Here is a 12,990-nt window from a genome sequence, read left to right on the forward strand (position 1 = left end):
TTAAGTAATTTTTCTGCTAATGAGTTGCACTGATGTCATAATATTTAGATATTTTGTCATGTGTTATACTTACTTTTTTATCTGTCTAGTGATATAAGTGATCCACATCTTTAGATTGAAAGGAAATAATTTAGGATATTGTCTAATAAAAATTATATGCTAAAGAGCACAATATAACCATACTAAAAAACCAGCAGATTAATCTGTTTCTAATTCGTTCATTGCAGATATATTAAATCCCCCGTCAACGTGCAATATTTCCCCAGAAATACCACTAGCTAAGGAAGAGCACAAAAATGCTGCGGAGTTTCCTATATCTTCGATAGTTACACTGCGACGAATTGGTGTTAACTTTTCACAGTGCGCCATCATCTTACGAAAGTTTTTGATGCCAGATGCAGCTAAAGTACGGATTGGACCCGCTGAGATACCGTTCACACGGATTCCCTGAGGACCCATGGCATTTGCCATATAGCGCACGTTGGCTTCTAAGGAAGCTTTTGCCAGACCCATAACGTTATAATTTAGTATAGCACGTTCTGCTCCTAGATAAGAGAGAGTAAGCAGGCTGGCGTTGGTGTTAAGCATTTTACGACAAGATTTTGCCATAGCAACAAAGCTGTAAGAACTAATATCATGAGCTATTCTAAAACCTTCACGAGTAACTACATCTACATAGTCGCCATTTAACTGTTCCTCAGGGGCAAAACCTATAGAGTGCACAAAACCATCTAATTTTGGCCAATATTTCCCTAGCTCTTTAAACATCGCATTTATACTGTCATCTTTTGCTACGTCACAAGGTAGAACGATATCGACATTGAATTGAGCTGCGCATTCTTCTACGCGGGATCTAAGTCTATCGTTTTGGTAAGTAAAAGCTAATTCGGCTTTTTCTCGGTGCATAGCACATGCTATTCCGTAAGCAATAGAGAGTTTACTAGCTATGCCAGTGATAAGAATGCGCTTGTTGATCATAGAATCCATATAATAACCCTTTTAGTCTAGTTTTATATTACTTAAGTATTTTAGCTCTATCTACTTTTCCGAATTATACAGAAGAGCGGGGTGTTCTTCGCGGCATTTAATAAATATGAAGATATTAATCTCTTTTCAGAGAAAATAGATATGTGAAAAAATCTTTTTGTTAAGATTTTATGACAGTATCAAAGTAAACTTAAACGTGAATCACTCAACCATTTATTTATTAATGTATAATTTTTATATATCTATATTATTGTTTTCATTCTAGCCTACTATATACAATATAACATACTATCAAAATATAGCGACGCAATACTGCGCATAGCAATGTTAATTTATAGATTAAGAGTTTACTTATTTTATATCTGGGTATACTAATACTTGATAAGTAATACCGTAGTTATACTGCGTCTCCATGACACATCACGATCACTTGATTGCTAATGTGCTGGATCCGCTTTAAAATCTGAGTAACATATATAAGAGATTAAGTGTTTTTGTTGTAGTTCTGATATAACATTTATCATCTGTAAATGTATCTACATATCTAAGGCAGCAATTTCTTCATCAGTACCAATAACTTTTGGTTGCAAAATTAACGCACATGCTAGAGCAACGTGGTTAATCTGTCTATATTCATATAATATGTTAATAATAGCATAAGTGTTAAGAAAGTAATTTAAATTGATGCAATATTTATTGATACGTTATTTACTTTTAGCAATATCTAAATATGTAAAATACGATGACGAGAATTTAATAAAGTTGACCATTGGTATTAATACTAGAGAGATAACAGACAGAATCATGCAGTAGGCAACAATTAGGAGCGTAGCATTATATAATGTAAGTTTAACAGACACGCATTAACTAGAGATCATTCTTGCTATATTTTTCATGCGATATAGTATATAGTACCGACCTAAACCGGTCGTAAAACTAGATGCAGTAAACAGAATATAAGTAAAATATCTAACCAGAAAAACGGCTTGAGCATCTGAATATCTCTAGGGAGCCAATCGCTCTATACTTCTATCTAAATCTTAATATGACAACTATAATACCCAAGAAATAACTGAGATTATTGCTATCATAAATGCTAAAATACAGAGTTCCACAGTTGCAGGGCACGTCTCTTTTAATTGTTTTATTATTATCCTACTATTTGTGCTAGAGAGACATAAATCTCCTTTTAGGAATACTATGTGCGCATCAATTAGAAATGCACTGAAAAGTGAGGTGTTAGGAGTAGACTCAAGCAGAATTAAGCCAAGCAGAGATAATAAAGATATTTTAATTAATAAAAGAAAACAGCCGGTATAATACAAAAGTAATTGTGTTTTGCTTTATATAGAAGATAAAAATAACTTGGTTTAATGCTTTGATGTAATTGCCTGCAGAATCTTCGCAACAGGATAAAAAGATGGTTTTTTATAAAATACTCTGTCATATGAGGCGTTATCAAATATATTAAATGTTATTTCTTGAATATTATAACGATATCATTACAAGGATAAAGAGTTGATTAGTATGACAATAGGAAATGCTCTTCTAGAATTTTTTATGCTTCTTGATAGTATTATATGCCCTGTAAACTTGCTGTGATAGCAAGAATTGCTATTACTGAATAAAATGATTCATTGCATCTATGAGATCAGTTATTCTCTGAATCAATCGTTCCGCTTCTTGGCAGGCAGGCTACAAATTCTCTGGATAATTGCTGTTATTTGCCTATCCTAAGAGTTTTATATCATGACTAATATCTATTGAACGCTCTTCGTGAAAGTTTTTTGCGATTGGGAAAATACTGATATCACTCCCTGGCGTGTACTAAATAATTAATTAACAAGCTTATCATTTTTTAGTTAGCTGGGTATAATACTTAAGATATAGTAGGCAAGCAAAATTGCACTTTAAGATCCTTCAGACCAGCATGCCTGAAAAACTAACGCGATGTTTATAGATGATATAATGATATTTTATATTTGTTACAATATGCGCAAAAAGAGCATTTTAGTTAAAATGCAGATATTTCTGTTGTATGATTATAAATATGCTACATCAGTATCTTATTCTTAATGGCATAAGAAATAGTGCACCATATATTTATATTATTTTATTATAGCTTTTTGGGTTTAAACTACCAGGGCAGTATTTCAACACCTGGATGTCAAATGAGAGTCTTGGTTATATCATAAAATGCTCAGCTAGCTCTGAGGGATATGTAGAGCATCGCATTTCCTGGTCAGTAGTTTTGACAATTTTCCTGTTTCTAAGATTTATAGTTACTTTGTTGCATACGCGGCTTGCCTTTTTAGGATTTATCATTTCTTTTTATACAAAATATACCCTGCTTAATACTTATGCATTATGAATAGAAAAGCACCAACTGGCAAATGATCAATTTCTTGTTTTATATTTTATTTTGTTAAGGTATGCGAATATTAGACCAAGAGGATTAATGCATAGTTGGTTGCTGAATACGATAGAAAGATCTATCCAAATATTTAAGACGAATTTCAATTTTATAGTTATCTAGTGTACAAAATTTTTTGCTGTGTATCTCAACGGGATACTATCAAAATAGGAGTAATATTCGCCATTTAGAATATACTACTCATGCTTTATGTCAAATATGAGGTTAAATCTAAATATAAAGTCATAAGAGTTTATTTTTTAGTAGTTTTAAAGCAGCTCGTTTCCTAAAAAGGTACAACTTTAAGATGTTGAAACGATACACATGTTATAACTGGATCTAATATTTCCTGGCTTTGCACTAATACAGGTATTAAATGGTATGGATATAGATCCATTCCTCGTAGAAGATCCTAAAGATAATACACTAGCGCATCAGAGACAAGCAAGATGTTGGTTAGCTGTTTGATGTAATATATAAAACCTCTTTGCCGTATATCGAAGTAGTGCCTGCATTTTACTTAGAGTTTTAATATAAACTGCTTTTGCCCCATGCAGAACGTTCAACTAATGCTGAAAGTATATTTTCTATTCTACGCATAAATGTTTTAATAGTTTGTTCTTAAATTCTGTAGTATACAGATATATTATCTTTTATCTTAATCATTAGAGTGAGCTAATAGGTTTTGCCAAATTAAAAATTCTATTAAACTCAGTGAATACTACGATGATGACTACGTTTTCATAAAAAATAAAAGATTAATATTATAGCCAAACAACTTAATTTGATTATCTAATCTCTGTTTCGTTAAATGCTAAATATTAATATTATAAATTCTTTATTTAGGAGCTACCTCACTTCTGGAGATGATTATATAAGATATTCTTTTATTGCATCAAGACATCCTGTATCAGGATCCTGATTTATTCAATAAATTACGATTGATTTCTCAATGAACCTGCAGCTTCTATTGGTCTTATAAAAATAGTTGCTTATAATATCTTTATTATTAATACACTTAAAGATAACATAGAATTTAAATAAATTATCTTAACAAATTTTAGAACAGCAATTTATTTTTGCTAGTCTTCATTCGTTTACATAGCATCAGAGTAAAAATATGTCTGTCAAGATTTTATCCTCTTCAATCACAAACTTAAATGAATTTAGTACTAACCCTATAACAGCTTTAACATCTACTGATTGTGGCATCATAGCTGTACTAGATGATAGTGCTCCTATACCTGTTTTTTATGCAGTAACACCAAAGAGAATGGCTGATCTTCTTGCTTTAGAAAAGTTAGGAAATACTGGCAATTCTCATGTCTTTTTAAAAGATGATTTATGTAATAATTATTTGTTGGATCCTTTAACTGAATATCGTGCAAACTCTTGTGGAAAATTCGTTATGCATTCAGGTTGGCATCCTGATAATGATTTTTTACATATGGCTGCAATATGGGGATACATCCTTAAAACGCCGGTAACACGAACTGAATTAGCTTCGTTTGTATCTTATTGGGAAGCGGAAGGTAAAGCGTTTCATCATGTACAATGGCAGCAGAAATTAGCGCGTAGTATACAGCAGAATCGTATTACTAATCGAACCCGATCTAAACTAGATATGAATAACGTATTTAAAGATACTTATTCCATTCCCAAAGGTTTTAGAGGTTAATAATAATATGTGTAGTCTTTATGAGTATAAGAGATACAACATAATAACCCCCCTGACTGATCATCCATAAAATAAGACGATCCGTTATTCATGCTTATAAATTTTCAAAGTGTTTTATTAAGTACTAGTTTCTTGGATATCCAGTGAATATTCATAGAATGAATATCATTAGCCTTTTATGATAATGATTATAGCAACAGAGTATCAACATGTCTTAGTTATAATAAACTTTTTTAATATCAATTTTAGGTTAGTGCAAAAATGTATAATCTTAACAGTTAATTACACTAATATTATAATGGAAATTCTATAAGCTCCATACCTTCCGGAGTAACGCTGAGCATCGATCCATTATGATGCCATGCACCTAATACCGCTCTTTTTGCTCTTTTGCCATTTTGGATTGCAATATCATGAACTGCCAAACGGTGAGTATGTCCGTGAATCAGCCAATCAGCGTTATTTCTTTCTAGTACATTAATAACTTCTTGTGGATTAACATCCATAATTGCTTCAGGTTTACAGCGGTTTATCATTTGGCTACGGCATCGCATTTTAGCTACTATATTTAAACGGGTGCATATTGGTAAACACAAAAATATCTTTTGGATAATTTGATTGTGTACTTTGCAAGCATAACGTTGGTAGTCTATATCATCAGTACACAGAGTATCCCCGTGCATAATAATAATGCGGTGCCCATATAGGGATATTCTTTTTTCTTGTGGTAGCAGCGTCATCCTACATTCTTTAGCAAAGCGCTTACCCAGCAGAAAGTCACGGTTTCCATGAATGAAATAGCAGGGTACTTTGGCAGTTGCAATACCTCGTAGGGCAGCAGCTATCTCACGATGTAAGGGCTGAGGATCGTCGTCACCTATCCAGTATTCAAAAAAATCTCCAAGGATATAAAGGGCATCTGCTTTATACACATTAAGTTTTAAGAAACGCAGGAAACCATTTGTGATTTCTGGCTCCTGTTCTCTAAGATGTAAATCTGCTGTAAATAGTGTGTGCATTATAAATAGAATTGTTATTTTAATTTTATATTTTTGTTATCATATTCTTAACTATTTTATCTAACATTGTATATCTCTAATTACTAAGTAATTGTAACAAGAGATTGGCAAAGTAGTTATGAGAAAATTGACGTAAAATTGTGTACTTTATAATGTTTATCTTTATTAATTGTAGCTTAATTGCGTTAAGAGTATTTTCAAAAGTTTTGGTTTCTCGTTTTAACAGAGATATATTGAATCTGTTTTATGCTGGAGTATAAAATATTTTATAAGTTATCAAATCTTTTTCATAAAGTGTTTAAATACATTTTTTTGCCAAAAAATTTAATGGAAATACCGTAAAAATGTGCTCTAATAACTTGTAATAAAATTTTTTTTAGAACGGAGTAATTATTATTTTATAACGGTATTAAAAAATTTTAATGCTATTCCATAGAATGGAAGTAGCGCTTATGTTGTCTAATTTATATTTTATTAGAATTGATGCGTCGCATTTAGTAGTTTTCTGTTCTATTGTATCTTCTGCAATAAGAATAAAAAAATATTTTGTAAGACTAAAAATTTTTAAAAGCATTGCGCTCGGAGAAATAGTATTTTATGCAGCTTTATTAAGCAATTTCTCTATATATTATGCTGTTATTAGAAATATTTATTTATTCTGAAGACAGAGTCTTGACAATAAGGATTTTATATAAAATACCTTATGCGATAAATTGTTTGTGTGTTCCAGAGGACTGATTAAATATATCTATTTTAAATAGCTATTTTATTTTATTCCTTAGATACCAATCTATTGATCTTGAATTTTCCTGTTATATAAATTAGACTTGGTAAGAAATTATAAAAACTTGTATGGATGATTTCTATATTAGTTAGTCATTCAATAACAATTCAAGAGGGTTATTTAAATTTCATTATACAAGTTTTGATCTTTATAATATTTCTAAGGATTAGAATCTAATCATCTATCTCAATATAAATTTAACAGGAGTTAATATGGTTCTGGTTGCTCGTCAAGCCCCTGATTTTACAGCCGCTGCTGTAATGAGTAATGGTAAAATTATTAAAAATTTTAATTTGAAGACATTCACGCAAAATAAGATGGCAGTAGTTTTTTTCTGGCCAATGGATTTTACTTTCGTATGTCCTTCTGAACTGATTGCTTTTGATCATCGTTTTGAAGAATTTAAATCCCGTGATGTCAAAGTTGTTGGAGTGTCTATGGACTCTGAATTCGTTCATAACGCATGGCGCAAAACCCCTGTGAGCAGTGGTGGTGTAGGTGATCTTAATTACCCAATGGTAGCTGATATTACCCATGAAATTATGAAAGCATATGGTATTCAGCATCCAGAATATGGAGTTGCTCTGCGCGGCTCATTCCTGATCGATAAAAAAGGTATTGTGCGACATCAAGTTGTTAATGATCTACCTATAGGTCGTAATGTCAATGAAATGTTGCGCATGGTTGACGCATTACAGTTTCACGAAAAGTTCGGTGATGTTTGCCCAGCTCAATGGGAAAAAGGTCAAAAAGGTATGGATGCCTCTCCTGATGGAGTTGCTAAATATTTATCTGAAAATTCCACAAAACTGTAATTCATTTGTAATTTAAAGAATAAATATAGTCAAGGGATATTTATTTTGATTTAAAAAAGCAAGCACTTATTTCTCGTATGACTATATTTATTTCTCCTGTAATCATTTTAAATTTACTATGATCTAGATGAGATTAGAATAAAAATAGGACAAGAAATGTCAAAAATAAAGAATAATTAAATTTTATGATATAGCTATAACCTGTTATGATACTAGCATCATTGCATCAATTACTTTATGTTAAATATATATTAATTGCTTGCTATAACTCTTATATTAATTTTTTACTAGACAAGAGATCTTTTCTACCATATAGTTATTATTTATTGTTAGCAATGACTGTTAAATGTTTGTGCCTGAATCAAGTGATTTAAAACTATTTTGTATTATTATGTGCATTCCTATGGTCAGTAAACAGGCTATAAAGTCATATACCTTTGTATATTAATATCATCTCATTATCAATGATTATATTTCTTTGTACAACACAGCAGCTTGAACATAAGAAATGATTAATAACTAGATAACTTATTTCTTGTCTTTCATTGTGTTTTGTATCTATGTAATTTGTGGTTCCACACTAGTTGGCAATCCTTTTATTATAGATAGATCTAGCATAGATATCTTCAGTGTTCTTCACAAGAGCATATACGTAAGATTTACTTTTGTGTAAAACATTACAAATTTCATTAACATGAAATATTAATTTAGTGGGTTAAATCATCAAAGAATTTCTTGACACCATCTAGAAAACTCTTAGAACGCGGGCTATTATTAACACTTGAAGAATTACTAAAACTTTCTTCTAGTTCACGCAATAAATGTTTTTGTTTATCATTTAGTTTTACTGGAGTTTCAACTACTACTCGGCATAATAAGTCTCCTTGGATATTACTGCGTATAGATGTTACTCCTTTGCCTCGCATGCGAAACATTTTACCGGTTTGGGTTTCAGCGGGTATTCTGAGTTTTACACGCCCATTTAGGGTAGGGACTTCAATTTCACCTCCTAGTGCTGCCATTGCAAAGTTTATCGGTACTTCACAGAATAAATTATTATTTTGATGCTCAAATATTGGGTGTGCTTTAACTGTAATTTGTACGTATAGATCTCCTGAGGGCGCTCCTTTATTACCAGCTTCACCTTCACCGTTTAATCTGATGCGATCATCAGTATCAACTCCAGCAGGAATTTTGACTGAAAGTATTTTTTGTTTCTCAATGCGGCCATTTCCATGACATGTATTGCATGGATCTTTAATTATTTGACCACGTCCTTTACAGTGTGGACAAGACTGTTGTACGGTAAAAAATCCCTGACGAATATGTACTTGCCCTGCACCATGACAAGTGGTACAGGTCATGGGTTTAGTGCCTTTCTTTGTACCATCACCACGACAGGTGTCGCATAACACTAGCGTAGGTATACGAATCTCTTTAGTTACACCACGGACTGCTTCTTCTAAAGTGAGTTCCATATTATAACGAAGATCGGCACCGCCGGCAGAACGCTGACGACGACCTCCTCCGAATATATCGCCAAACACGTCACCAAATATATCATTGAAGTCAGTGCTGCCATCGGTTCCACCCATGCCACCTTGTTGGAATGCTTTATGACCGTATTGATCATAAGCCGCACGCTTCTGCGCATTAGTTAATATTTCGTAGGCTTCTTTAACTTCTTTGAATTTTTCTTCCGCCTTCACATCCTCCGGATTGCGATCAGGATGAAATTTTATAGCCATTCGCTTATAAGCTTTCTTGATCTCGCGCTCTTCTGCATCACGGGGAACACCTAAAACTTCGTAATAGTCTTTTTTTGCCATTTGATCCGTCTTACCCCTTAACATAAATTTATAGACGTTAAGTGTTCTCTGTGCCTGTGACGGCTAAGATAATGTATCAGATTATTTAATCTTTATATTTTACTCTACTAAGTTTCCTAAGGATAATTATTTTTTATCTTTAACTTCTTCAAATTCAGCATCTACCACGTCGCTCTCTTTATCATTGCTAGATTCGGCTTGCTTTTTAGTAGCTTCTAAAAGTTTGCTGGAAAATTGAACTAGAGTTTGAATTTTTGCTTTTATATCAGACTCATCTTCGCCTTTAGCTGCACTATCCAATTCAGTTAAAGCAGATTCGATATCTTTTTTATCTTCAGGTGTAAGCTTATCACTAGCTTCTTCTAACTGTTTGCGAGTACCGTGAACCAGATGGTCAGCTTGGTTGCGAATTTGCACAAGTTGTTCGAATTTACGATCGGATTCAGCATTGGTTTCTGCATCACGTACCATTTTCTGTATTTCTTCTTCATTCAGTCCAGAAGAAGCTTTGATGGTAATCTTTTGCTCTTTGCCGCTATTTTTATCTTTTGCGGATACATGCAGTATACCATCAGCATCAATATCGAAAGTAACTTCTATTTGTGGTGTACCACGCAAAGCAGGCTGGATACCATCTAAGTTAAACTGACCCAGAGATTTGTTGTCTAAAGCACGCTTACGTTCACCTTGGATCACGTGAATAGTAACAGCAGACTGGTTATCTTCAGCAGTTGAGAATACTTGGCTATGCTTAGTGGGGATGGTCGTATTTTTTGTAATAAGAGACGTCATTACGCCTCCCATGGTTTCAATACCAAGAGATAAAGGCGTGACGTCCAGAAGTAAAACGTCTTTAACTTCTCCGGTTAAGACACCACCTTGAACAGCAGCACCGATTGCTACTGCTTCGTCTGGGTTTACGTCCTTGCGTGGTTCTTTAGAAAAGAAGTTAGCTACTTTCTTTTGAACCATAGGCATGCGAGTCTGACCACCAACTAATATGACATCTTGCACATCAGATATAGAAAGTCCCGCATCTTTTAGAGCTACTTTCAGTGGTTCCATGGAACGGTTTACGAGATCCTCAACCAGTGATTCAAGTTTTGCGCGGGTTACTTTGATATTCATGTGTTTTGGACCTGAAGCATCTGCGGTAATGTACGGCAGGTTTACTTCTGTCTGCTGAGCAGACGATAGCTCAATTTTTGCCTTTTCAGCAGCTTCTTTTAAGCGTTGCATAGCCAGCGGATCATTCCTCAGATCAATACCTTGATCTTTCTTAAACTGTTCAACTAGATAATTGATCAGACGGCTATCAAAATCTTCCCCACCCAGGTGGGTATCACCGTTGGTAGCTAGAACCTCAAAGGTTTTTTCACCATCAACCTCATCAATATCAATTATAGAGATATCAAAAGTACCACCACCCAAGTCGTAAACTGCAATAGTTCGGTTACCAACTTCTTTGTCTAAGCCGTAAGCTAGAGCCGCTGCAGTAGGTTCATTGATAATTCGTTTTACTTCTAGGCCAGCTATACGACCAGCATCTTTTGTAGCTTGACGTTGAGCATCATTAAAATATGCAGGAACAGTTATTACTGCTTCATTCACTGCCTCTCCTAAGAAATCCTCTGCAGTTTTCTTCATTTTTTTTAGAACTTCAGCTGAGATTTGTGGCGGCGCTATTTTTTGACCTTTAACTTCAACCCAGGCATCTTTATTTTCTGCCGCCACAATACCAAAAGGCATTATGCTTTTATCACGCTGTACCTCTTCATCTGCAAAACGACGACCGATCAAGCGTTTAATTGCGAATAAAGTATTTTTCGGGTTAGTTACTGCTTGACGTTTTGCAGGTTGACCAACCAGAATTTCTCCGTCTTGAGTATATGCGATAATTGAAGGAGTAGTACGGTCTCCTTCAGAATTCTCTAGCACACGTGCATTAGTTCCATCTATTACAGCTACACAAGAGTTAGTTGTACCTAGGTCGATACCAATAATTTTGCCCATCGAAGATCTCCACTAAGAATTTTGTTATTAATTTCATTGCTACCATAGGTGGGGGCAATATTTAGGTTTTCAACCGTTCTGTTCTACCTATAATATCGCAATCAACTGTGCTTACATCTAATATGGCTTACTAAAAATTACGATCTGGCTGGAGATTATTGATATGATTCTTCCTGAGAACTTTTTAAGAAATACACTGATTACTTTCAATAATTTAATAATTATTTAGTAATTACTATATACTGATAGTATTGAATAGGTTATACACCGGGTACATTGGAGTTAAAAATAATAATATTAGAACTTGCATCTTTTATAACCTAATTTTTAAAAAATTATTAATAAGTTGTACTACTTAAAATAGCCTATTTTAAAATATTGCAGCATGCAATAAACCCTAATTCTGTATAATAATCTCCTTATGCTAAAGATAGTCTAAAATTGAATATCAGAAAATTTCTCATAAGCTTGTATAGTATTTTGAATTAATGCAGCTACAGTCATTGGTCCAACCCCACCTGGAACTGGGGTGATCCAGCTGGCACGTTCCACAGCTACATCAAATTCAACATCACCGATGACTTGTCCATTATCTAAACGGTTTATCCCAACATCGATAACTATAGCACCTGGTTTTATCCAGTTACCAGGAATACAGTGAGGTTTGCCAACAGCAGCGATAACCATATCAGCATTCTCGACATGATTTCTCAGATTTTTAGTAAAACAATGAGTGATTGTTGTTGTGCAACCCGCTAACAAAAGTTCAAGTGCCATAGGTCGTCCAACTATATTTGATGCGCCAACAACCAGTGCATTCAAACCGTATGTATTGATTTTGCATCTTTCCAGCATAGTAATAATACCCCTGGGAGTACAAGGGCAGAGTTTAGGGGCCCGCTGACATAAACGACCAATGTTATATGGATGAAATCCATCAACGTCCTTGCCTGGGGAGATATGTTCTAAAATATTTATATTATTGATACCTTCAGGCAACGGTAGCTGTACAAGAATGCCGTCTATTGTGTTATCTGTGTTTAATTGATCAATTAAGCTTAATAGCTGATCTTCACTTGTGAACACAGGCAGATCATAAGATTTAGATATAATTCCTGCTTCTTTACAGGCGCGACGTTTACTGTCGACGTAAATACGGGAGGCGGGGTTACTCTGCCCCACTAAAATTACTGCCAAACCAAGAGCACGTTTTCCTTCAGCCGAGCGCTGTTGAATACGTACAGCTATTTCTTTTATAATCTGTTTAGCAATAATCTTACCATTAATAATGTTTGCAGCCATGATTAATTAAATCCATTTATCTTTTGCAAAGATAAGAGATGATGTTTGGTTGAATATAGACACATGTATTGTCATACTAAAAAATATATTATGAAGTAAATGCACAGTCACTCAATCACGATATATAATTTTATAACTCATATTTCTGTA

Annotated in this window: 7 protein-coding genes; 2 read left to right on the forward strand and 5 right to left on the reverse strand. The window is 33.8% G+C overall.

From position 1 onward, the window contains the following. Nucleotides 1-198: 198 nt before the first annotated feature. Complete coding sequence (gene fabI / locus KTT71_RS01230; protein WP_216782660.1) at nucleotides 199-987, reverse strand: enoyl-ACP reductase FabI; 789 nt, start codon at nucleotides 985-987, stop codon at nucleotides 199-201. 3,533 nt (nucleotides 988-4,520) lie between these two features. Between fabI and dnaT the strand changes: the two genes are divergently transcribed. After that, nucleotides 4,521-5,078, forward strand: coding sequence for a primosomal protein DnaT (gene dnaT / locus KTT71_RS01235; RefSeq protein WP_216782661.1), 558 nt, complete (start codon nucleotides 4,521-4,523; stop codon nucleotides 5,076-5,078). Nucleotides 5,079-5,371: 293 nt separating this feature from the next. On the opposite strand, the gene KTT71_RS01240 is transcribed toward dnaT, so the two are convergent. Further along, on the reverse strand, nucleotides 5,372-6,097 hold the full coding sequence (locus KTT71_RS01240) for a UDP-2,3-diacylglucosamine diphosphatase (RefSeq protein ID WP_216782662.1): 726 nt from the start codon (nucleotides 6,095-6,097) through the stop codon (nucleotides 5,372-5,374). 996 nt (nucleotides 6,098-7,093) lie between these two features. Between KTT71_RS01240 and KTT71_RS01245 the strand changes: the two genes are divergently transcribed. After that, nucleotides 7,094-7,696, forward strand: coding sequence for a peroxiredoxin C (locus KTT71_RS01245; RefSeq protein WP_216782663.1), 603 nt, complete (start codon nucleotides 7,094-7,096; stop codon nucleotides 7,694-7,696). A 707-nt stretch (nucleotides 7,697-8,403) separates the two neighbouring features. Here KTT71_RS01245 and dnaJ read toward each other — a convergent pair. The 3 genes from dnaJ to folD form a co-directional block, all read right to left on the reverse strand. Beyond that, nucleotides 8,404-9,525 carry a molecular chaperone DnaJ gene (dnaJ, locus tag KTT71_RS01250; RefSeq protein WP_216782664.1) on the reverse strand — a complete coding sequence of 374 codons (1,122 nt, stop codon included), beginning with the start codon at nucleotides 9,523-9,525 and terminating at the stop codon, nucleotides 8,404-8,406. 126 nt (nucleotides 9,526-9,651) lie between these two features. Beyond that, nucleotides 9,652-11,538 (reverse strand): molecular chaperone DnaK, encoded by a 1,887-nt coding sequence (gene dnaK, locus KTT71_RS01255; protein ID WP_216782665.1) that lies wholly within the window; start codon nucleotides 11,536-11,538, stop codon nucleotides 9,652-9,654. Between the two features lie 435 nt (nucleotides 11,539-11,973). After that, complete coding sequence (folD, locus tag KTT71_RS01260) at nucleotides 11,974-12,840, reverse strand: bifunctional methylenetetrahydrofolate dehydrogenase/methenyltetrahydrofolate cyclohydrolase FolD (protein ID WP_216782666.1); 867 nt, start codon at nucleotides 12,838-12,840, stop codon at nucleotides 11,974-11,976. Between the last annotated feature and the right edge of the window lie 150 nt (nucleotides 12,841-12,990).

This window comes from Candidatus Profftia tarda (genome assembly GCF_904848675.1).
Classification (GTDB): Bacteria; Pseudomonadota; Gammaproteobacteria; order Enterobacterales; family Enterobacteriaceae; genus Profftia; species Profftia tarda.

What these genes read in the sequence shown, in the direction of transcription:
- fabI (WP_216782660.1), bottom strand. Translation starts at nt 987, where the DNA reads ATGGATTCTATGATCAACAAGCGCATTCTTATCACTGGCATAGCTAGT.
- dnaT (WP_216782661.1), top strand. Translation starts at nt 4,521, where the DNA reads ATGTCTGTCAAGATTTTATCCTCTTCAATCACAAACTTAAATGAATTT.
- KTT71_RS01240 (WP_216782662.1), bottom strand. Translation starts at nt 6,097, where the DNA reads ATGCACACACTATTTACAGCAGATTTACATCTTAGAGAACAGGAGCCA.
- KTT71_RS01245 (WP_216782663.1), top strand. Translation starts at nt 7,094, where the DNA reads ATGGTTCTGGTTGCTCGTCAAGCCCCTGATTTTACAGCCGCTGCTGTA.
- dnaJ (WP_216782664.1), bottom strand. Translation starts at nt 9,525, where the DNA reads ATGGCAAAAAAAGACTATTACGAAGTTTTAGGTGTTCCCCGTGATGCA.
- dnaK (WP_216782665.1), bottom strand. Translation starts at nt 11,538, where the DNA reads ATGGGCAAAATTATTGGTATCGACCTAGGTACAACTAACTCTTGTGTA.
- folD (WP_216782666.1), bottom strand. Translation starts at nt 12,840, where the DNA reads ATGGCTGCAAACATTATTAATGGTAAGATTATTGCTAAACAGATTATA.